This is a genomic window from Psychrobacter sp. FME5, from assembly GCF_014861375.1.
GTDB lineage: Bacteria > Pseudomonadota > Gammaproteobacteria > Pseudomonadales > Moraxellaceae > Psychrobacter.
Window position 1 is genome coordinate 1 of record NZ_RRYX01000025.1, and the last position, 23071, is coordinate 23071.

The 23071-nt window shown below is 42.1% G+C and carries 20 protein-coding genes; 4 read left to right on the forward strand and 16 right to left on the reverse strand.

Annotated features, from left to right (window positions below):
• The coding region (locus tag EI161_RS05540) for an IS1 family transposase (protein ID WP_192528726.1) at positions 1-140 on the forward strand (140 nt) is incomplete at its 5' end.
• Between the two features lie 33 nt (positions 141-173).
• On the opposite strand, the gene EI161_RS05545 is transcribed toward EI161_RS05540, so the two are convergent.
• The 9 genes from EI161_RS05545 to queC all read right to left on the reverse strand — a co-directional run bounded on the left by EI161_RS05545 (position 174) and on the right by queC (position 11210).
• Complete coding sequence (locus EI161_RS05545) at positions 174-1103, reverse strand: glutaminase (protein ID WP_192523770.1); 930 nt, start codon at positions 1101-1103, stop codon at positions 174-176.
• Between the two features lie 191 nt (positions 1104-1294).
• Entirely contained in the window at positions 1295-2362 is a 1068-nt protein-coding gene (locus tag EI161_RS05550; RefSeq protein WP_192523747.1) for a DUF475 domain-containing protein, read from the reverse strand.
• A gap of 277 nt (positions 2363-2639) precedes the next feature.
• The gene (locus tag EI161_RS05555; RefSeq protein ID WP_192523748.1) at positions 2640-3215 is read right to left on the reverse strand and encodes a TerD family protein; all 576 of its coding nucleotides are present in this window, start codon (positions 3213-3215) and stop codon (positions 2640-2642) included.
• Positions 3216-3529: 314 nt separating this feature from the next.
• Positions 3530-5836 (reverse strand): bifunctional 23S rRNA (guanine(2069)-N(7))-methyltransferase RlmK/23S rRNA (guanine(2445)-N(2))-methyltransferase RlmL, encoded by a 2307-nt coding sequence (rlmKL, locus tag EI161_RS05560; protein ID WP_192523749.1) that lies wholly within the window; start codon positions 5834-5836, stop codon positions 3530-3532.
• A 402-nt stretch (positions 5837-6238) separates the two neighbouring features.
• Entirely contained in the window at positions 6239-7426 is a 1188-nt protein-coding gene (locus EI161_RS05565; protein WP_225735241.1) for a mechanosensitive ion channel family protein, read from the reverse strand.
• 68 nt (positions 7427-7494) lie between these two features.
• On the reverse strand, positions 7495-8991 hold the full coding sequence (locus EI161_RS05570) for a dihydrolipoyl dehydrogenase (protein WP_192523751.1): 1497 nt from the start codon (positions 8989-8991) through the stop codon (positions 7495-7497).
• A 177-nt stretch (positions 8992-9168) separates the two neighbouring features.
• Complete coding sequence (locus EI161_RS05575; RefSeq protein ID WP_192523752.1) at positions 9169-9666, reverse strand: peroxiredoxin; 498 nt, start codon at positions 9664-9666, stop codon at positions 9169-9171.
• A gap of 161 nt (positions 9667-9827) precedes the next feature.
• Positions 9828-10157: a hypothetical protein gene (locus EI161_RS05580; RefSeq protein ID WP_192523753.1), complete on the reverse strand. Its 330-nt coding sequence runs from the start codon at positions 10155-10157 to the stop codon at positions 9828-9830.
• A 336-nt stretch (positions 10158-10493) separates the two neighbouring features.
• The gene (queC, locus tag EI161_RS05585; protein WP_225735243.1) at positions 10494-11210 is read right to left on the reverse strand and encodes a 7-cyano-7-deazaguanine synthase QueC; all 717 of its coding nucleotides are present in this window, start codon (positions 11208-11210) and stop codon (positions 10494-10496) included.
• A 351-nt stretch (positions 11211-11561) separates the two neighbouring features.
• Here queC and ttcA point away from each other — a divergent pair, with 351 nt between their 5' ends.
• Complete coding sequence (ttcA, locus tag EI161_RS05590; protein WP_192523755.1) at positions 11562-12680, forward strand: tRNA 2-thiocytidine(32) synthetase TtcA; 1119 nt, start codon at positions 11562-11564, stop codon at positions 12678-12680.
• Between the two features lie 218 nt (positions 12681-12898).
• Here the strand turns inward: ttcA and EI161_RS05595 are convergent, their stop codons facing one another.
• The 6 genes from EI161_RS05595 to ccoN form a co-directional block, all read right to left on the reverse strand.
• Positions 12899-13480: a FixH family protein gene (locus EI161_RS05595; protein ID WP_192523756.1), complete on the reverse strand. Its 582-nt coding sequence runs from the start codon at positions 13478-13480 to the stop codon at positions 12899-12901.
• A 198-nt stretch (positions 13481-13678) separates the two neighbouring features.
• On the reverse strand, positions 13679-15088 hold the full coding sequence (gene ccoG / locus EI161_RS05600) for a cytochrome c oxidase accessory protein CcoG (protein ID WP_192523757.1): 1410 nt from the start codon (positions 15086-15088) through the stop codon (positions 13679-13681).
• A gap of 498 nt (positions 15089-15586) precedes the next feature.
• Positions 15587-16732: a cytochrome-c oxidase, cbb3-type subunit III gene (gene ccoP, locus EI161_RS05605; RefSeq protein ID WP_192523758.1), complete on the reverse strand. Its 1146-nt coding sequence runs from the start codon at positions 16730-16732 to the stop codon at positions 15587-15589.
• The gene (locus EI161_RS05610) at positions 16729-16911 is read right to left on the reverse strand and encodes a cbb3-type cytochrome oxidase subunit 3 (RefSeq protein WP_192523759.1); all 183 of its coding nucleotides are present in this window, start codon (positions 16909-16911) and stop codon (positions 16729-16731) included. Before EI161_RS05610 ends, ccoP begins: the two co-directional genes overlap by 4 nt.
• A complete protein-coding gene (ccoO, locus tag EI161_RS05615; RefSeq protein ID WP_192523760.1) occupies positions 16911-17549 on the reverse strand; it encodes a cytochrome-c oxidase, cbb3-type subunit II in 639 nt (212 codons plus the stop codon). The genes EI161_RS05610 and ccoO overlap by 1 nt, the downstream gene beginning before the upstream one ends.
• Before the next feature lie 9 nt (positions 17550-17558).
• Complete coding sequence (gene ccoN / locus EI161_RS05620; protein ID WP_192523761.1) at positions 17559-19043, reverse strand: cytochrome-c oxidase, cbb3-type subunit I; 1485 nt, start codon at positions 19041-19043, stop codon at positions 17559-17561.
• Positions 19044-19891: 848 nt separating this feature from the next.
• Here ccoN and EI161_RS05625 point away from each other — a divergent pair.
• Complete coding sequence (locus tag EI161_RS05625) at positions 19892-20281, forward strand: SCP-2 sterol transfer family protein (RefSeq protein WP_192523762.1); 390 nt, start codon at positions 19892-19894, stop codon at positions 20279-20281.
• Between the two features lie 116 nt (positions 20282-20397).
• Here EI161_RS05625 and EI161_RS05630 read toward each other — a convergent pair whose 3' ends face one another.
• Complete coding sequence (locus EI161_RS05630) at positions 20398-21372, reverse strand: hypothetical protein (RefSeq protein WP_192529172.1); 975 nt, start codon at positions 21370-21372, stop codon at positions 20398-20400.
• A 450-nt stretch (positions 21373-21822) separates the two neighbouring features.
• Between EI161_RS05630 and EI161_RS05635 the strand changes: the two genes are divergently transcribed.
• Entirely contained in the window at positions 21823-23058 is a 1236-nt protein-coding gene (locus EI161_RS05635) for a lipoprotein-releasing ABC transporter permease subunit (RefSeq protein ID WP_192523764.1), read from the forward strand.
• Positions 23059-23071: the final 13 nt, after the last annotated feature.

Below are 23071 nucleotides of genomic sequence, written 5' to 3' on the forward strand. Positions count from 1 at the left end.
GTATAGAGGGTAATAACTGTCGCCTTAGACACCGATTAAGACGAGCGGTTAGAAAGACTTGTTGCTTCTCAAAAAAGCTTGATAATCATTTTAAAGTGTTTGATTTGGTGTTCTTTTACATCAATTATGGCTACGTCTGATGCCAGCATACTTTTTAGAACACCACCAATCCTTTATCGCTTTTCATTGGCAAATACCGACCAACCCGTCTTTTCTACCAGCATCTCTAACGCTTTTAACCCAAGCTTGGAGTTGCCGACATGATCAAGCCCGGGTGACCAGACAGCGATAGAGCCTTTACCTGGGGCTATCGTTAAAATACCGCCGCCAACGCCGCTTTTGCCCGGTAGGCCGACACGATAGGCAAACTCACCAGAGCCATCATAGTGGCCACACATCATCATCAATGAATTGATTCGCCGAGATCGCTCTGCATTGATCACTCTTACCCCAGTGTGTTGGTTGACACCATTAGATACTAGAAACAAACCCGCGCGCGCTAATTGTTGGCAGCTCATGGCAATTGAGCACTGATGAAAATATACCCCCAGTATTTTATCTACATCATGCTTTAGACGATCAAAGGCGTTCATAAAATGCGCCAATGCCGCGTTTCGATCTTTGTGTTGCATTTCAGATACTGCCACTTTATGGTCAAAGCGAATCGAATCATCGTCTGCAATAAAGTGAACAAACTGTAGGATTTCACCCAATATTGCTTTTGGCTCATGACCCATCATAATCGCATCCACCACCGCAATTGCTCCAGCATTGATAAATGGGTTACGCGGCCGACCAGATTCTTTTTCTAGTACCATGATCGAGTTAAAAGGATCGCCAGACGGCTCACGACCGACGTGTGTCCAAAGTGCGTCACCCAACTTGCCAAGGCCGATGGTTAAGGTAAATATCTTGGAGATACTTTGGATCGAAAATAGTGTGTCGGCATCACCTGCGGTATATACCTGCCCATCAGGTGTCGCTACAGCAATGCCAAATTGGTTTGGATCTACATGGGCCAGTTGCGGGATATAATCCGCCACTTTTCCACGATCGGTTTCACTGGCCATCTCTGCGGCAATATCATCAAGAATCTGTTGCATATTAATCATGTAACCATATTTCTGTAGTGTGGTTGATAATGATGATTTTAACTTAATAAGAATACTAAAAAGAGAAATAAATTATATTTTAATTAGGGCATAAAAAATAGGTTATACCAAAACTATTGATATAACCCATTGTTTATACTATTTTATGCGAAAAACCTGTATTGTTTACGCTCAGTTTAACATTAGGTAATCGATTTTGCTTCGTTTTTACGATAATTGAGTGAAGCAACAAAGGCCCAACCAATAAATGCAATACCAATAAGACCAGTGATAAGTTCTGGCACCTGGAATTTCACTGATAGTAGCATGATGATTGCCAAGGCACCAATGGCATAATGCGCACCATGCTCAAGATAGATAAACTCATCAAGCGTGCCTTTATCGACTAAGAAGATGGTCATCGAACGAACGAACATCGCACCAATAGCAAGGCCTAACATGATCACGATAACGTCATTGGTGATTGCAAATGCGCCAATCACACCATCGAAACTGAACGAGGCATCAAGGACTTCTAAGTATAAGAAACCGATAATACCGCCTTTCATAATCGCGCTGGTCGCTGCTGCGCCCGAACCGCTTTCTTCGCTTTCTAAATCTTCTTCAAGGTCACCTTCAAGCATACCAGAGACCACTTGTACACCAAGATAAACCAAAATGCCCCAAACGCCGGCGATTAATACCGCCGCTGATTGATTAGGATTGGCAAATGATACCGCAACCATCAACACGATAAGGGCGACAAACACGCTCATGGCATCGACTTTGCCCAGTTTTACCAAACGGCTCTCAAGCCAATCAAACCAATGCACATCTTTATCATCAAAGATAAAGTTTAAGAATACTAATAATAAGAAGATACCACCAAAAGCCGATATTTCTGCATGGTGTGCTAAGAGTCTCGCTGAATATTCTTTAGGGTCGTTTAAAGCTAAGTCGACCACTTGCATGATACCGAGGTCGGCAGTCACGGCAACGATAACAATCGGGAATACCAAGCGCATACCAAATACAGCGACTAAAATACCCACTGTTAAAAATATCTTTTTCCAAAAATCATCCCAGCCTTTAAGCACTGAGGCGTTGACCACCGCATTATCAAACGATAATGAAATCTCCATGACGGCCAAAATAGCGGTAATAGATAGGGTGGTTATCATACCGCCCATACCACCGTGTGAATATCCCCACCATGCCGCTACCGCTAGGGCAATAATGGTGAAGATAAAGTCTAAATAAAAATGTCTCATGACACATCCTGTCTGGTTGCGTAAAGCTAAGGTCGGTCTGTTATAGACACAGACCACAAAAAAGCGGTTATTGCTAACCACTTTTTTTGTATAATTTAAAACGAAACATAAAGCATTATTAGTCGTTTGGCTATCAAAAATTGTGACTATTTTGCAACGAAAGTTGTGCATGCATAATCACTGTCAATAATGACGATTAATAGCGGATAAATAGGGCCTTATATTTGGATGTGTACGTTGTTTAGATGCCAGTGTAAAGGCTAGGCAATATGAAGATTTAGATATTTACACCGTATTGTTGACACATGGCTTGCAAGCCACCTGAATAGCCTTGACCAACGGCGCGGAATTTCCACTCACCGTTATGACGATAGACTTCGCCAAATACCATCGCGGTTTCAACTGAATAATCTTCTGCCAAATCAAAACGTACCACTTCAGTACCGGTTTCTTCATTAACGACACGAATAAAAGCGTTGGCTACTTGACCAAAGTTTTGACTGCGAGCGGTGGCATCATGGATGGTGACGGTGACGACGATTTTGTCGACATCGGCAGGAATTTGAGTCAGGTTTACTTTGACGACTTCATCATCACCATCACCTTCACCCGTACGGTTATCGCCGGTGTGCTCAACCGCGCCATTGTCAGATTTGAGCTGGTTGTAGAAAATAAAGTCTTGATCGCCGCGTACTTTGCCTGCGCTATTGAGTAAAAACACACTGGCATCAAGATCAAATTCAGCGCCAGATGTTGCACGCTCATCCCAACCAAGGCCAATAAGTAGCTTAGTTAGGTTTGGGTCAGTTTTGGTTAGCGATAAATTACCGCCTTTATTAAGGGATAAAGCCATGGTGGTATCCTTGTTATTAGAGTAGGGAGAATTGCAACACGAAAGCCATAGATATAAAAACTACCACAATGAGAGTGAAAAGCGACAGTGGGATTAAAGCTGTCGCAAAACTATCGCTTGCAACACTCTATCATAACAACAAAAAATGACCCAATCAAAGCAGATTGGGTCATTGTTATGTTTCATATACATTAAGAGTAATAGTTTGAAGTTAAGCTCGGTTTATGACCGTTTTAGGCTCAGTTTATGACTATTTTTGGCAGTATCTTCGCATATTTTCCAGTTTTAATGGCAAATCATAACCATCAGAACAACTATAAGCTTTGACGATGACGAATCTCAAAACTCTGATGAATCGGTTTTTTGATATTAAAATCAAAACCAATGGTTTTTTGGGTGATATCCGTAATATCGTAGCGTTCGGTCAACTGCTCGTCCAGCTCAAAACGGGTAAAGTTATTAGAGAAATACAAGACCCCATCGGTGGTTAAACGGTTCATCGCGCGGTTAATGAGCGCCGCATGGTCACGTTGTACGTCAAAGGTACCTTGAAACTTCTTCGAGTTCGAAAAGGTGGGGGGATCAATAAATATAATATCGAATTGTTCGGTATTGTCTTTGATCCACTCAAAGATATCGGCGGCAACGAATTGGTATTTATTGCGACTGACATCCAAACCATTGAGCACAAAGTTTTGCTTACCCCAGTCTAAATAGTTCTGCGACAAATCAACGCTGGTAACTTTTTTGGCGCCAGCCAGTGCGGCGTGGACACTCGCTGTACAAGTATAAGCAAATAAATTAAGCACTGACTTATTACGACTATTATCTTTGATACGCGCGCGCATATTGCGATGGTCAATAAACAGCCCAGTATCGAGGTAGTCAGTAAAGTTGACATAAAAATAGGCGTTATCTTCACGAGCGACATAAAATTTGCCACGCTTTTCCGTATTGCCCTGTTTACTATACTGGTCATTACCAGACTGACGGGCGCGGGTTTTGATAAAGACTTGTTCACGGTTAATATCGAACACTTCGCGGATACCCATCAACGCTAAATTAAAACGTTTTTTTGCGGTTTCCGGTGGGATGGTTTTTGGTGGCGCATATTCTTGAACATGGGCATAATCACCGTATAAATCGATGGCAACCTTAAAGTCTGGTAAGTCAGCATCGTAGACACGGATATTACTGACGTTGTCTTTTTTGGCCAGTTTCTTAAGTTTGGCCAGATTTTTTTGTAGACGATTGATAAAGTCTTGGCCGTCCTCTACTTCAATCTCACGCTTTTCAAAGCGGCTGACTAGATTGCCGCTTTGCCCAGCAATCAATGCCCCATAACGGAAATAAACTGTGATAGCGCCATTGTGACAGCGCAGTGTTTTTGGCTCTTTAATGGGCAAGATATCCACTTGCTCGACATTAGATGCCAAGATACCCAGCATCGGATTAACACCACTACCAGCAAAACTGTCTTGCAGGATAAGGCCAATCGCTTGATACAAAGGTTTAATCATATCTTCGTCACCCAAGCGCTCACCATATGGCGGGTTGGTGATGACTAAAGGATTGCTCAATCGACCATCATCGACCAAGGGTTTTAGTACCGTGCTCAGTTGGTCAAGGGCACGAGTTTCGATATCGAGTAGCGGTAATATATCTTGTAAACCTGCGGCAATCAGGTTCTTTTCAGTGGCAATAATGGCGCCGCTATCGGCATCAAAGCCTAATATGAGCGGTAAAGTATCCGGCTGTTCGTTGGCAATCTCCAAGGCTTCTCGGAAACGCGTCTGTGCATCATCGATCATCTCTTGCCATAGCGCATCGTCATGATGTTGCCACTGATAAAAACCAAATTGATTGGCGGCTTTATCGATTCCCACGGCATAATCGCAATGCATTAGTAATGCTTCAATGATAAATGTTCCTGAGCCACACATCGGGTCGATGAGGGCATTGTAGAAAGGGGCGTTGCCCGCTGCGTTTTTCTTATGCCAGCCTGCGCTATACAGTAATGCCGCTGCCAAGTTTTCTTTTAATGGGGCTTCTGTCATCGCTACGCGGTAGCCACGGCGATGCAGACTGGTACCTGATAAATCTAAATATAGCTCAGCTTGCTTATCATTGACGGTGGCAAACACAGAAAAGTCTGGGTTTTTGCTATCAACATTAGGACGGCTGTCATAGACTTCGTTAAAAGTGTCAGCAATCGCGTCTTTAATACGTAGCATGGCAAATTGCTGACTGACAGCCACGCGTTTATCGACCGATAGACGAATCGCAAAGGTTTGCTCTAAGCTAAATTGCTCCGTCCAGTTAACCGACTTTGCTAATCCATATAGTTGCTCAGCCACATCGTATTCGGCATTGATATTTTTGCGTTTAATCAGCATCAATACTCGCGAAGCCACACGCGACCAGAGGCAAATCGTATATAGGTCGCGCAAAGTACCTGTAACCGTCAGACGGCCAGTGCTTTTGATGTCACTTGCAATACCGAAACTTGTCAGCTCAGTCTGTAGCGGCGCCTCAAGCCCATCGGCACAAGTGATGATAAGGTCAAGCGACAAGTCTGATGAAGCTGCTGTTGAAGATGAGGTCGCGGTTGTTACGGTCATACGGATACCTGTGGGCTAAATTGATAAGTAATACACATCATAAAATAAGATGTTTAACCGTCAATTTTATCATAATTTAGGGCGTGATGGTTTAAAGTGGGTGGGTTTATAAAAGAGACATTTAACAATACTATAGGCAGTTCTAAATAAAATCGATACGATTGTAATAAAGTAAATAGCCACGTACTACTGTTATCAATTTTTCTTGCGTGCTGTTCGCCAGCATGACAGAGGCTGCAAAAAATTTATGCCAGTAGCACTCGTCTCAGTTTTAAAGTAAATCAACTATAAGCCACATAAAGCCCTGCTTAAAATACTGAGAATAAAAAGCTTGAAATTAAAAACTTCAAGCTTAAAAGAACTTAGGATCAATGGGTGAGTGCTTAAGAGGTTCCGATACCATTATTGATCAGGCTGTTTCACTGGCGGTACTTCTTCTACTATCTGCGTCGTCGTGGCAAAGGGTTTGGTTGCGATAGGATACTCCACATCTTTTGGCATCAGTAAGCGCATATGCGGGTAAGGGGTCGAGATGTTGGCAGTATCAAAGGCGTGTTTGATACTTTCTCGTAAGGCTTCTTTGATTTTCGGTATGCGTGCCACTGCGGCGGGCTTGACCCAAAAACGGATAATAAAAAATACCCCATATTCTCCAATCTCCGCCACAGTCGCTGAGGTCTCAGGGCGGTTTAGTACCACATCACTATCCGTCAGAACTTGTAATATCACCTTCCGTGCTTTATCGACATCATCTTCAAAAGCAATGCGCATTTGGATATCAAAGCGTATGAAGTTTTTGGAGGTTAAATTGGTGACCACCGAAGAGGCGACATTGGCGTTAGGAATAATGACAGTGATGTTATCTCGGGTCAAAATGTGGGTAGTGCGTAAGGCGATAACCACTACGCGACCTTCATCGTCATTGATATTAACCCAGTCACCCACTTGAAAAGATTGCTCAAGTAAAATGGTAACACCCGCGATAAAGTTAGCAAGCGTTGATTGGGCGGCGAAACCCACAGCAATACCAGCAATCCCCAAACCTGCGACCAAGGAGACGATATCAAAACCAAACTGTGCCATGACGCTGGCAAGCCCTAATACCAATAGCAGCACTGATAAGATATTTTTAAGCAGCTGTTCAATGGATGCATTAAGACCGTAATGTTGTAGCACTCTATGAATGATTTGTCCTGATGACGCCCATAAAACATAGTAAATACCCGCCCAAGTACTGGCTTTGGCAGTGGCTTTGATAGTATTTGGCTCAAAATTCAGCTGACTCATAATGGCAATCAAACTGGTTACTATCCAAATGTAACGCAGCACCGAACGGGCAATTTTAGCTCGGCGCTCGTTGAGGTGTATTTGGGATTTGCTTTTTTTAAGAATATAAATGGCAAGCCAATAAAAAAATCCCAATATCGCCAGCAGTATTAGGATTTTGATGCCAGTGCTTACCCACTCTACTGATTTAGATGACCAGTCCAACGACTCTTCGTCTATTGAACCGCCAATAGCAAGATACAAGCTAGTATGTAAGTCGCGAACAATCTCTTGAAAGAAGTCAGTAATACTAGCAATTGCCATTGTTTCATCCATGCAGAGTTTGCTTATATGAGATATTTAGTTATTTGAAAGTGTAGCTGAGCCTAATATTAAAAGCTATCTTCCTGTGCGTCCTGAGACTGGTAGGGTATTTCCATTTTATATTGCACATCACGAAGTGCAGTACGTAAACCTTCTAAGATAGTAGGGTGATAAAAAGGCGTATCGAGCATGGCCTTGATACTTAAGTCGTTGGTAATCGCGGTGGCCAGTATATGACCGATATATTCAGCATCAGGTCCCACTATACTGGCGCCTAAGATTCTGTCTGTTTTTTTACAGCCATAGATATGGAGCAAGCCACAGTTGACACCCATGACACGACTGCGACCTTGATTATCAAAACTTACCTTACCAATGACATACTCTAACTTTGAGTCTTTTTGTATTTCTGGTAGAGACATACCGACATTGACAATCTGTGGTGAACAAAACACGATGGAGAAGGGGATGGCTGGTGGGCGAATATAGGCATCTTTTTTGTTTTCGCAAACCATACTTCCCGCACTAAAACCCTCATCACTAGCCACATGCAGTAGCGGAATATTAGCGTTAGCATCACCAACGATATATATATTTAAATCACCAATTTGCCCCGTTTTTTTACTGAGGTTTTTTGGGCGGTTCTTATCATCAAGCTCAACACCTAGGTTTTCGACCCCCAATTGTTTGATGTTATTGCGACGACCGGTCGCGACCAATACATATTCACCTTGCCAGTGCTGTGATTCACCCGCACTATTTTTGTAATCAATCACTGCGGTTGAGCCGTTGTTATCCTCGTTTGCTCGCGTACTGACATCGGTGATTTCGCTACCCAGATGCATGGTCAATTCGCGATTTAAGCAATTAATAGCTTGGTTGTTAATATCATCGTCTTTGAGACCAGCCACGCGTTTGACTCGATTAAACAGAGTGACCTCTACGCCCAAGCGGGAGAATGCTTGAGCAAGCTCTAATCCTATAGCGCCAGCACCGACGACCGCCATTGATTTTGGTAAATCTGTGAGCTCAAAGACCATATCTGATGTGAGCATGGTATCGCCAAGCTTATCCGCCCAGCCATCTGGTATAAATGCTGAACTACCAGTGGCGACAATAATTTTTTCAGCCTCAATCAGCTCATCATTGACCTCAATTAACCCTTGTTGATTGATATGCGCACGGCCCGCTATTTTTTTATCCTCAGGCCAGCTCTCAACTTGTTTTTTAATATAGCTAGCAAAATGGCTACGTTCATCGCGCACACGTTGCATGACTTGTTTGCCATCTATCTGCGCAGTCGCATGGATACCGAACTCAGCAGAGTGATTGGCTGCATGCGCACGGTCAGCCGCTGCAATTAGTAGCTTGCTCGGCATACAACCTACGGTGACACAAGTTGTCGTCCAAAACCCCTCATTAATAATGACGATGTCATCTTTAATTTTGCTGGCTTGACGAAAAGCATTTTGACCAGCGGTCCCTGCACCAATAATGGCAACAGATACTTTGCGAGTGACGGTAGATGCTAGGTTATTAGCAATAGTATCGGACTGTTTATTCATATTATTTTCAACTCATAATAATTTAACATTCAGGGCTGTTTCTAAGGACTGTTTTTAAAAGCCGTTTCTAAGAGCTGTTTTTACAGGATTATTCTTAGTATTTTAGACTGGCCCTTTATCGTAACGGTTATTAGCACCTGTTTTACATTGTATTTTTATAATTTATAGCGTTATCGATTAAGGTGTTAATGTTTCAAGCAACCGTTCAGTATAGCCTTTGGCTCGTAGGTTACGCTGAGCATGGGTCAGCTTACCGTCTTTGTTAAACACGAAGGCTGAGCGGACAAGGCCTAAAGTTATTTTACCGTACATGTTTTTTTCTTTGATGACGTCAAAATATTGGCATAGTTTTTCATCGCCATCACTGATTAGGGCGATATTTAAGTCATGTTTGTCGATGAATTTTTCATGAGATTCAACACTATCACGTGAGACGCCGATAATGTCGTAGCCTAAACCATCAAATTCATTAATATGAGCAGTAAATTCTGTTGCTTGGGTGGTACAGCCAGGGGTATTGTCTTTGGGGTAAAAGTAAAGAATGAGGCCTTTATTGGTATTAGCAATCATCTCTTTTAGGTTGATGTCATCATGGATAAAGTGTCCATCAAGCTCTCGTACGATGGTTACTGGGAAGTCGGGTAAAGTAATGTTTTCTGTAGTTGGCTTGGCCATGGTAATGTCCTTATTGCTGTTGGTTATACGTGTATTGTTCTTAGTCATCTTATTATAGGCAGATTAGCAGAAATTAATAATCAGTTTTACAAATTGCTCCTTCATGGGCAACAAAAAAGACTGGCTATTGCCAGTCTTTTGTATATTAAACGAGTTATTTATTAAGCAGGTTTTTGTGGCTCTTTTAAATCTAAGCCAACGGTGCACTGCTGTAAGTCTTTTTGCATTTTTTTGACATAAGGGAGGCCTGATGGGTCTTTCTTGTCTTTTGCATGGCTTTCAATCTCCCACATTTGACCGATAGTCATTTTGCTGCGGACATCAATGGTGCAGTTACAAAGTTTGGTCGCATCGCTTTTATTAGCGACTTTATATTTGACCGCACCGCTGACACAGGTATTGACATTTTCTTGCTTAATATCAGCAGCGTTTGCTTGTGGTAGTGCAAACAGAGCAGCAAGGGCTAGGGGTAATACTGGCAACAACTTCATAAGGATCCTCTTACAAATAACATAAATTTCTTAGATTTTTTACTGAAAGCAAAATCTCACTACTTTTTTGTTGGATATATAGGTAACTTGCTAAGCGTATTTACCTATATATCCGCATTTATATCTTGTGATAGACATAATCGAACATACCATAGCAAGGATTTTGCTCAAAATGCAACGCTGTGATGCTGTGTTAATGCAAGCGAATGTTTCTCGAGTATTTAATCACTTCCTGATTTAAGAGCGGTAACCCCATTTTTCAGGATACTTACTCGCATATTTTAAAGCAGTGATTGTGATTTTTTGAGCGATTATCAGTGCTACTCAAATTGTTTCTTAAGGTTGATAATGAGTAGGATCAGCGACCCCAGCTTGGGCAAACCCTTGGCGACGTAGAGCGCAACTATCACAGACGCCGCAAGCAAGGCCGTTCTCATCCGCTTGATAACAAGAAATCGTCTGTCCATAATCAACCCCTAGCGACAGACCAAGCTCGATGGTTTTGGCTTTTGATAATTGTTGCAGCGGTGTTTGAATTGATAAGTGATGACCGGTGACGCCAGCTTTGGTAGCAAGATTTGCCATATGTTGAAAGGCGTTAATATATTCAGGGCGGCAATCAGGATAGCCTGAATAATCGACTGAGCTGACGCCAATAACAATATGATTGGCATCGGTTACTTCGGCGACCGCTAAGGCGTAAGACAAAAATATCGTATTACGCGCAGGCACATAAGTATTGGGAATGGCGTCGTTGTCGATCTCGTCACGTTTTTTATTAGGGAATTTATCCGCATCACCATCAGGGACGATCATGCTGTGATCCGTTAGTGAGGAGCCGCCCAACTGGGCAATATCAATATCGATAATTCGATGATTAACATCAGCTGTTTCAGCAATATTTTTTGCCGCGACAAGCTCACTATTGTGACGCTGACCATAATCGAAGCTAACCGCAGTCACAGACGCATAGCGAGCCTTAGCCCAATACAAACAAGTCACTGAATCGAGCCCGCCTGATAACAACACGACAGCATTTTGATTTTTATTCAGTGGGTTTGAGTCGGTATGGTTTGCCTGATTGGCAGAAGTGGGTTGCGGAGCAGTATTTGGCATAGTGTTGTCTATTATTGATTTATGAAAAACGCCTATTTTAACAAAAATATGGCTATTACAAAACTATAGAGACAGTATTAAAATAGTATTCAACTTATCGCTCTTTTATTTAGGATTGGCTATAGCAGAATATCCACTCTCAATCGTTGGTAGTTACTCATATATGGCATGGATTCGGGTGGGCTGTCGCATTTAGGGTGGTAATTTAATCTCATCTTTTCAATCTGTTAGCAAACTTTGTTATAATCGCTGCTTTTAAAGCACCCTTGTAAAGAAATTGAGTAACTTATGACCACCGCGACCGTGTTTACGCCAAAAACCATGCCTGAGTTTGATAATACTAACAATATAAAACATGATGATGTCGATATTGATAGTGAAAACGTCCGTAGTATTACGGGCCAGATTACGGAACAGTCAGCATCTGAAACGACATACCTGCGCAAACTACAGAAAAAGTTACGTAGACAAGTATCTTTGGCGATTCGTGATTTTAATATGATCGAAGATGGTGATGTGGTGATGGTTTGTGTCTCAGGAGGAAAGGACAGTTATACTTTGCTTGATATTTTGCTAGTGTTGAAGCGTATCGCCCCGATTAACTTTGATATCGTCGCGGTTAATCTCGACCAAAAGCAACCAGATTATCCAGAAGATGTGTTACCAGCATATCTAAACGAGCAGGGCATTGCTCACTACATCTTAGAAAAAGACACCTATAGTATTGTTAAAAGCGTGGTGCCAGAAGGTAAGACTTATTGCTCAGCCTGTTCACGTCTGCGCCGCGGCTCATTATACGGGTTTGCCAAGCAAATTGGTGCGACCAAAATTGCGCTTGGACATCACCGCGACGATATGCTGGCAACTTTCTTTTTAAATTTGTTTCATGGCGGCGCACTCAAGTCGATGCCACCTAAGCTACTGAGTGATGACAAGCAAAACCTGCTTATTCGCCCATTAGCATACGTCGAAGAAAAAGACATTATCGAATACGCCCGCTTAAAAAAATTCCCGATCATTCCTTGTAATTTGTGTGGCAGCCAAACCAATCTGCAACGTGCAATTATTAACGATATGTTGCGCGACTGGGATGATGCGCACCCGCAGCGCTTAGCGTCTATCTTTAAAGCCATGCAAAACGTCGCGCCGTCACAATTAGCGGATAGAGAGTTATTTGATTTTGAGACGTTGAGCCTTGATCGTGATAATAACGAACGTTTATTTGAAGGGGATAATATTCAATCTGGTCAAACCGAAAGTTTGGCTGAGATTGGTCTACCAGTATCGCCCAAAACCCAAACTTTTAATCCAGATTTTGCGGCGCAACAGCAAAAAATAGCATCAGATAAAGCGATGGGAAACAGTCGTACAACGCAAAAAATCCCAACGATTAATCCTGTGATTTAATATTAATTGGTATTGTTTCAAGCTTAGCTAAACTTATCACTCAGTTATAAAAAAACCAGCCATTGATTAATCATGGCTGGTTTTTTACTATTTATTCAAAGTTATATCATTCACAAAAATTAGAGTGGCAAGGAAAACGAGTGCAAGTACTACGCCTTGTAGACTAAACGAGTTTGACACAGCTAATCGTACTTTTTGGGTTTGGTATTAGTCAAAAATTAACTTTTAGCAAAGACTGGTAGAGGATCAAAACTCACCTCTGGTCGCGGTAGTTTTGCCACATCCTGCATACGCCAATCATCTTTTCCGTCATAACTGACTTGTAAATAATACTTGCCTTTCACTTCATCCAAATCTACTTGCGCAGTGTACTTATTACCTTGTTGATGCTTGAGCACCGCATCGCGATCTTTTTTGATATCAGTCGCATGTGAGATAGATAAATCTAGCGTATCAGGATAAGTGAGCGCCTCACCATTGAGCAGTGTGCCTGTTTGTAGGCTTTGCTCTGGGTAATTCAAATAAAAGGCAATATCCCCATCGTCTGAAAACTGCATCTTACCGTGCAAGTCCAAATCATAGGTTAGCTTATCACGGCCAACATCATGATATAGCGTTTTGCCATCCATATACCAGTCATCACGTACCACGCTATCGCGGATTTGATAAGAATAATAAACAAACCAAATGCAAGCGATCACAACTACCGCTGGCATGCCAATTACAAAGATAATCACCATATAGTTTTTGTACCATGGTTGACTATCTTGACGTTTAAAGTTTGGGGCTTGATTAGACATAAAATACCTATTAATCAGATATCTATTTGGCAGATATCTATGAACTGTATCAATGGATAAGCTGACGGCTCAATGCTGACAGCTTAATAACAATCAACAACTTGTTAGCTATCTACAATAACTAACAGGTAAAGCATATAACGCTATAATCAATAGTACGGTATCGTTTTTAAAGTGAACCCACTAAAGGGTTAGTTTTTATTGTCCTTGGGTGGTAAAGATATTTTGTTTGCTGACACTGTACTTATCATCTTCACTACGAACATTTAAAACAACGGGCGTTTGACCAAACTCAATCACATCAGGGTCACCATAAATACTGACTGGCATATCAAAGCTTTCACCCGCTTCTAATGGTACATCGTTGAAGCGCAGCTCTAAACTCAAGCCGTCTTGTGGTTCTAGCGTTATTTTATAAGTATGGGCATCTTGTGTTTTATTGGTTAGCTTAACGATATAACTGTTTTCAATCATGCCTTGAGCATTCAGCGAGGACAACTGATTTCGGTCACGGCGAATATCAATCTCCAATGGCACGCGATCGGTCAAGGCGTATATAACACCACCACACAGCACAGCCAGTAAGGTGAGGTAGGCAAAGAACCGCGGACTAAATACTCGCGTATCCTCTTTTTCAACTAACTGTCGTTCTGTGGTATAACGAATCAGTCCACGTGGGTAACCCACTTTATCCATAATGTCATTACAGGCGTCGACACAGGCAGCGCACTGAATACAAGCGACTTGCAAACCATCGCGAATATCAATCCCAGTCGGACAGACCTGCACACACATTTGGCATTCGATGCAATCGCCTAGATGTTCAGGATTGGTACCTTTTTTGCGTGCGCCGCGCGGTTCACCACGTTCATAGTCATAAGAAACAACCAGTGTATCTTTGTCAAACATGACGCTTTGGAAGCGGCCATAAGGACAGATTTGGATACACATCTGCTCACGCATGTAACCAGCATTCACGTAAGTAGAGAAAGCGAAGATAAATATTGATACCCATATCCATGTTGACCAATCAGGAAAAGGTATGAACCCTAGCATTTGCCAACTGCCATATAAGGCTTCTGTCCCTGATACGTAACTGACAAAAGTCGTGGCGGTAATCATCGAGAACACAAACCAAATAAAGTAGATTAAAAAACGCTTAAACGCTTTTTTTGGACCCATTGGTTCTTTATCAAATTTAATGCGTTTATTGCGGTCACCAATCACCAACTTTTCGACATATTGGAACATATGGGTCCAAATAGTCTGTGGGCAGGCATAACCGCACCATACTCGTCCTGCGTACACGGTCACCATAAATAGGGTAAAGGCAGCAATAAGCGCAAAGGCGGCAATAAAGTAAAAGTCTTGCGTTAAAAAGGTGAGACCAAAAATATAATAATGCTGCGAGGGCACATCAAACCATATTGCTTGCCGACCGTTATAACGTAACCACGGTAAAATCAGAAATAACGCCAAAAACGCATACATACTGACAATACGGATATTTTGATAAAATCCTGTGACAAACCTAGGGTGAATACGTTTTTTAGTGGCGTTAAGATCGACCTCAATAACAGGGATTTTATTGGGTTGTTGTGCTGACATAAACGTGCCTCTTTAAAAAAAGAATCAGTCTGCTGGCATGATGAACGAACACCTTGGTTGAAAAGGTGTATGAATGTACGGTGTTATCAATGTCAGTAAGTAGTGAGAGACGTTTGAACATTCAAAACGTATGAACTCGTCTACCAAATGAGCGATTGTAAGTAATTGATTAAAATCGAATAAAGACTGCTTAAATGGGTGGTTTCCAGTATTTCTAATACATTACTATTTTAGCATTCTCCCTCTTATAAATGGGGTAAGAATGTTAAAAAGCAATACTAATATAATATATTATTGTTATATAAACTATGTTATAGCAATCGACAGTGGCTAAAAATAAAACTTAAGTGTTTTTAGTAAAACGACTAAAATTACCATTCTATGTATGATGCATTAGCTTATTTATAAGTTTTAAAAAAGGGAGAACTGCAATAACAGTCCTCCCTTTATCTAACTTTACTTAGTTACGGTATAACTGCAAACCAAATAGCTTCTTGGTTAGTTAACCGTCGTTTCAGTTGTTGTCGCTGCTTTAGGAGCAGTGGCAGAAACAGTGGTTGCTTTAGCAGGCTTCGCGTTTCTATCAGAGAGTGAGTAAACATAGGCTGCAAGCAACATGATGCGCTCGTTACCTAGCTTGGTTTCCCACTCAGGCATTACACCTGCACGACCATAACGCAGGGTCTCACGGATAGTTTCGCGATCACCGCCATATAGCCAGATATTATCCGTCAAGTTTGGTGCGCCAGTCGAAATCATTCCTTTAGCATCTGCACCATGGCAAAGCACACAGTTAGTCGGTTCTTTAAAGATTTCCTCGCCTTTAGCAACCATAACCTTATCAAGATCATAACCTTCTTGGTTGCCAGAAATTGACAGTACATACTCAGATACTGCACGTACGCCATTTTCACCGATTTGGTCACGCCATGCCGCCATGCCACCCACTCGACCATTATGTAGGGTAGTCAAGATGTTTGTAGCTTCTCCACCATATAACCAATCGTTATCAGTCAGGTTAGGGTAGCCTGTCGCCCCTTTAGCATTCGAACCATGACAAACGGCACAGTTCTGTAAGAACAGGCGGCTGCCCACTTTTAATGCATTTGGGTTTTCAGAAAGCTTTTCAACAGCAGGCGAGAGCTCTGCAATTTTTTCATCAATTTGAGTTTGTAACCCTGCTGGCGGTGTTTCACTGCGACGCATAGTGGCCTGCATCTCAGAAAGCGTTGCTAAAGTTTTTGACGCATCGCTGGCATCCGCTTTTGCCAAAATGTTTTGCTCAAAGTTCTTAGTGAATACTTTATCATTCTCTTCAAGCTCACTATAAAGCTCGTTGTGAGAGGTCCAAGGAACGGTTTCACCATCAACTTCTACGGTTGTAATACCTTCCCAATGTTTTGGAAACATAGCAGGGAAGAATACCCAATATGCTACGGCCCAGATAATGGAGCCGAAAAATATCACTAACCACCATTTTGGGAGCGGTTTGTCATATTCTTTGATACCATCATAATCATGGCCTGTTGTGCCGTCTTCTTCAACTTCTGGCTTATATTTTAACACCATTAGTAAGACACCGAGGATACCCGCCCAGCACATAAAGCTCAGTACGGTGATCCAAGTACTCCAAAAAAATGTCATCGTTCATCCTTATTGCGCTGCTCTTCAGACACAGGTTTTTCGATCTCGTCATCGAGCGCAAGTTGTGCATCTTCTTCGAAGCGTTTTTTGTTTTTTGGTGAATACGCCCACCATGCAACGCCTACGAAGGCAATAAAGGCAGAAACGGTCGCAATTGTTTGTAATTCACCAATACCCATTAGCGCTGTCCTTCCATTGCGGTACCTAATTGTTGAAGATAGGCAACGACTGCATCAAGCTCAGTAGCACCAAGCACAGCATCGGGCGCTCCTTCAATATCTTCATCGGTATAAGGCACACCAAATTGATCACGGAATAAACGCATTCTAGTCTGTATGTCGCTACCGTTCACTTCGTTAGTCGCAAGCCAAGGAAAACCAGGCATTACAGACTCAGGTACTAATGAACGTGGATCGATAAGATGTTGCTTTTGCCAATCTTCAGAATAACGACCACCAACACGTGCCAAATCTGGCCCAGTACGCTTTGAACCCCATAAGAAAGGGTGATCCCACGTCGATTCAGCAGCACGTGAATACGGCCCATAACGCTCAACTTCAGCACGTAGTGGACGAATCATTTGAGTATGACAAACATGACACCCTTCACGAATATAGATGTCACGACCTTCAAACTCAAGTGCAGTCCAAGGCTCCATAGCAGGTAGGGGAGCGTTCACCCCACCTTCTTCAGCACCTCTATAATCATATATTAATGGTACGATCTCTACTAGTGTTGCAAAGCTAATAGCAATGACGATACCGATGACTAATAAGCCTGTGTTTTTTTCAATAATCTCATGCGGTGTACCAGCCATGATCGCTCCTTATACGTTAGCAGCTGTCGAGGTTTCATCGACACTAGGTTCATGATCAGTCGGGTCAGCGATATCAACAGGTTTGCCTTCTGGCATTTTAAGTGTTTTATACACGTTATATGCCATGACAAACATACCTGATACATATAGCAGACCACCGAACGCACGACCAATATATGGGAAATGCGAGAACTCAACGGTATCAACGAAACTATATACCAAAGTACCATCAGGGTTAGTGGCTAGCCACATCATACCTTGGCCAATACCTGAGATCCACATAGACACGATATAGAAGATAGTCCCTGCAGTAGCTAACCAGAAATGCGTGGTGATTAAGCTGATAGAATACATTTTTGGTTTATTATAAATACGTGGTAATAACACGTATAGCGAACCAATGGTAATCATACCAACCCAGCCAAGTGCCCCTGAGTGAACGTGACCTACTGTCCAATCCGTGTTATGCGATAGCGCATTCACAGTTTTGATGGACATCATTGGGCCTTCGAACGTCGACATGGCATAGAATGACAGTGCCACAATCATAAAGCGAATGATTGGATCGGTACGTAGTTTATCCCAACTGCCTGACAGTGTTAATACCCCGTTAATCATACCACCCCAAGAAGGTGCGAATAGAATAATAGAGAATACCATCGCCAATGACTGCGTCCAATCTGGAATCGCTGAATAATGCAAATGGTGACCACCAGCCCACATATATGAAGCAATCAATGCCCAAAAGTGAACGATAGACAAACGGTAAGAGTAAATAGGACGCCCAATCTGTACTGGAACGAAGTAATACATCATCCCAAGGAAGGCTGCTGTCAGGTAAAACCCTACTGCGTTATGCCCCCACCACCATTGCACCATCGCATCGGTCGCACCGCCAAATAATGAGTAAGACTTAAAGGCACTAACAGGGATGGCCATACTATTTACGATATGAAGTAGTGCAATCGTAATAATAAAGGCAGCAAAGAACCAGTTGGCCACATAAATATGTGAGGTTTTACGTTTGATGAGTGTACCGAAGAAAACGATGGCATAAGAAACCCATACCAAAGCAATCAAGATATCAATTGGCCACTCAAGCTCAGCGTATTCTTTAGTCGAAGTCAAACCTAAAGGTAGGGTAATAACGGCTGATACAATAACCGCTTGCCAACCCCAAAAGGTAAACCAAGCTAAATAAGGGGCAAATAGCCTTGTCTTACAGGTACGCTGGACAATATAGTAAGACGTTGCGAACAGGGCAGAGCCACCGAAAGCAAAAATAACGGCGTTGGTGTGTAGTGGTCTGAGGCGACCAAATGATAGCCATGCGATGTCAAAGTTCAGAGCTGGCCATGCCAACTGTGAAGCAATGAACACACCAATACTCATGCCGACGATGCCCCATATTACTGCCATGATCGTAAAAAATCGTACGATAGTGATTTCATACTCACGGTCAATTGGGGCGACTGCTGTGTTTTGTAAACTCATTGGATGATTCCTTTACAGCCCGAATTATCAACAGAATTAACTAATTCTCCGCGTCATCTGTATCATTAATTTTGATAAACAGATGGTGGTTGCGGCACATGCTATTTTTGATTTACTTATTACAGTCAGGTTATTAACTATCAATCGAAACTTTTATTGTCTATTAGTTGGTACTAATGAACAGAGAGAAGCGTTTCAAATACACGACACTCATAGCTAATCGATAGTAGGATTGTTAATAACACGTTAAAGTGAATAAGAAGATGCGCCGTTTTCGAGCATCAGACATCTAATGAGGCTAAGTATTTATCTTAATTATTACCAAAAACCCGTACTAATGAAGATAGATACCAATATCCATAGGGTCATAAAAAATACATTGACCATAGATGTATGCTAGCGGCGGCTGACAAAAAAACATGTTTACGTAATGTTTAGTTAAAACTCCCGACTCTGTTTAAGGGTATTGTAACGCAAACCTAATAAAATATCATTAAGACTATGCGCTAAAATATAAACTCTTTGGTAAAAATCTCTGCAAACAACTTATCGTTGCTGCGTTATTTGTCTATTTTATACCCAATTTCCCTACTATTCTAGGGGTTAAAAAAAGATACTGTTATCAAGGTAAATGCCCAATTCCTATAAAGGTTTTGTAACAGTATTAGCATTAGTGCTATAAATAGGTTTTACTTATCATTAAGTCGCATCTTATAATGAAGCTAAGTATGATTGATAATAGAGCTTTTATAACACTATTGTTAGTACGTATTTTATGATTCAACCTCTAATCAGGTAAGGCTATGACGTAGCTTTAGCCTTATATAATACCAATTAAGGATAACAATATGGCAGTTTTTTTGACAGACGAATGGTTTGAGCAAGTTGAGCAGATGGGTCAGGAAGCGGGTGAGCTTAACTTACCGCCAGCATTAGATAATATGATTGTTAATTTAAAAGTATCTGATACTGAGCAAGATATCGAAGCTAACTTTGCTAACGGTTTATTGCACCGCGGTCTGAATGATGCGGCGACTACCACACTCTTACTTGATCGCAGTATCTTACAATCTATCATTACTGATTTTGATACCAATGAAATTATGGGTGCCTTTATGAGTGGTAAAATTCGTGTCGAAGGCGATATGTCACAATTGATGGCGGTACAAACGGCTCGTCCAAGTAGCGAACAAAAAGAACTTTATAGCCGTATTAAGTCAGTAACGACCATGGCGTAATATTTTATTGCCTCGTTTATTCTTAGCTAATTTTAAAAAAGTAGCTAAATGCAAAAGAGCCTTTAATCTTAGATTAGAGGCTCTTTTTATCGATATAGATTTGAAGAATTTTTTAATTAACTGGCTTTTACTTGCTGGGTTATGTTTTCCTGGTTTTCTTTGTAAATGGCTGCTTGTAGCCAAACATTCGCTTGCACATAGTCATGTACCTTAATAGAGGCAGTCTCTGGGGTGTTGAGTGCGCCAATACGCATCACAAATGGGTCGGCATCTTGTTCGCGCAGTGCTACCACATCAAATAAGATGATTGATTTACCATTAAAGACGGTTTCTTGCTTGCCGAGCACCTGACCTTGACACCAAGCTTCATCCTCTTGACCCAAGGTATCGCCAAACAGATAAGCACACATATGACCCAAGTTAATTTCTACTGGTGCCATTTGCGCTTCGGTTTCAGGCTTCCACTCACTGATTTGTTGCTGTAGATCATCGGGGATTTGGCCGTCATTCGCGGCGACGATATCGTTAAAGGCACGATGGTAGCGAATCGACTCTTGGTCTTCTACCATAATTACCTCGTTTTGTTCGCTCAGCTTAAACTCATGGGCCCAAGCGCTAAAATTCACAAAATATGAGGTGTCGCGTTGGTATAAATGGCGATTGGTCGTATACAGCTGATCAAAGGCGTAAATAATACTGCCGTCCGCTGTACGCAAGCGTAATACCGCATCGTGGGAGTTGTCGTTGGCAATGACACGCTCAATTTTACAGTTGAGCCCATAAGGACTATCGACACAAGGGTAGGCGTTGATAAAGCATTCAGGCTTCCCCTCTTTCATGGCCAGGACTTGATTGATATGACAAGGCTGATCTTCAGATAATAACAAGCAGCTATCTTGGGCACTCACATTGGGGTTGAGGCCTTTGGGCATTGCCGCCTGTTCGATCATTTTTTGTAGCCATGCTGGCACGTCATTGCTCATATCATCGGTCAAGATGCGCCAATGATCGGCGTGACCGGCGGTCTGCTCATCGGTCAAAGTGATTTTTGTGGGAGATTGAATGTTTTTATATTGATAATTAATGGTCATGAAAATACTCAAAATTAAGTCAGCGTGAGGTTTAGACCAAAAACTGCTATTGCTGATATACCTTCCCATATTTAACGGTCTTGGTTTTTGATAGCCAGCAATTATTCATCAGTCAAGGGTCAACAAACAACAATGAATGGTTAATGACAATTGTCTTTAGCATACAATATATAGGTATTGACGCAAGCAATAGCAAGTCCTTCATAAAAAATAGTAACAAAACCCAGTTTTTTAGTAAAAAATAACCGCAGTTTTTGCTAATGACTGGCATATATTAGCTAAATTGTGTCAAACTAGCTCCCTTTTGACGGCTGTCTTTGGCTCGTCTGAAACCCTTTTTTTTGTTCGATTTATATGTGAGCGTATCAAGTGCCGCCGTATGAAGCACTTGATACGACTGGTTTTATAGCATATACAAAGTCGCACGTAGATAAGATAAAGAGTTTGAATATGTTTCGTCCTTTAGCGTTATTTATTGGCTTGCGATACACCCGCGCAGAGCGTAGTAATGGTTTTATCTCCTTTATATCGCTGATCTCGATGATTGGTCTGACTCTTGGGGTTGCCGTATTGATTACGGTGCTATCGGTCATGAATGGTTTCGACCGTGAACTAAAAACACGTATTTTGGGTATGGTGCCGCAAGCAACCGTGGTCTCGACTGAGATTATCGATGATTGGAAGCAATTGGCTGATGAAATTAAAGAAGACCCAGAAGTCGCCGCTGTAGCGCCTTTTATCCAGCTGCAAGGTATGCTGACCTCAAATGGTCAGGTCGCAGGGATTATGGTCACAGGCGTCGATCCTGAATACGAAAAAAATGTCTCAATCATCAACGAGCATATGGTCGAAGGTAGCATTGATACGTTGCATAACGGTGATTTCAGTATTGTGCTAGGCGAAGAGATGGTGCAATCTTTGGGGTTGCAGTTGGGTGATAAGGTGACTTTGGTGCTACCGGAAGCCTCTCCATCGCCTGCTGGCGTGATACCACGATTTAAGCGCTTCACCTTGACGGGTATATATACGATCAGTCCTGAGGTAGATAGTCTGATGGCGTTTATCCCGATGGGAGATGCAGCAAAACTGCTACGTCTGCCAGAAGGCGCACAGGGTGTACGTATGAAACTTGTGGATATTTTTAGTGCGCCAATAGCGGCAGAAAAAGCAGCAGCGATCGACCCTGGACGATTGTATCCTAGTAATTGGACACAGACGCATGGCAACTTATTTGGGGCGATTCAAATGGAAAAAGCAATGGTGGGTTTATTGCTATTCTTAATCATCTTGGTCGCCGCCTTTAACATTGTTTCAAGTTTGGTCATGCTGGTCACAGATAAAAAAGCAGACATCGCTATTCTAAAAACCTTTGGCGCCTCGCCGCGTTTGATTACTCAGGTGTTTATGGTGCAGGGTATCGTTATCGGCTTTATCGGTACGATTGCGGGCACGATATTGGGTGTGATATTTGCGCTGACGGTTAGTGATATTTTGGGCTTTATCAACCAGACCTTTGGCCTAAACTTATTTGATGCCTATTTTGTTAACTATCTGCCATCGCAGCTGCGCTTGACCGATGTGGTGTTGATTACGAGCGCCTCATTTATATTGAGCTTCTTGGCCACCATTTATCCAGCACGCCGAGCGGCTAAAATTCAGCCGGCGCAAACGCTACGTTACGAGTAATTAAAGGTATGAA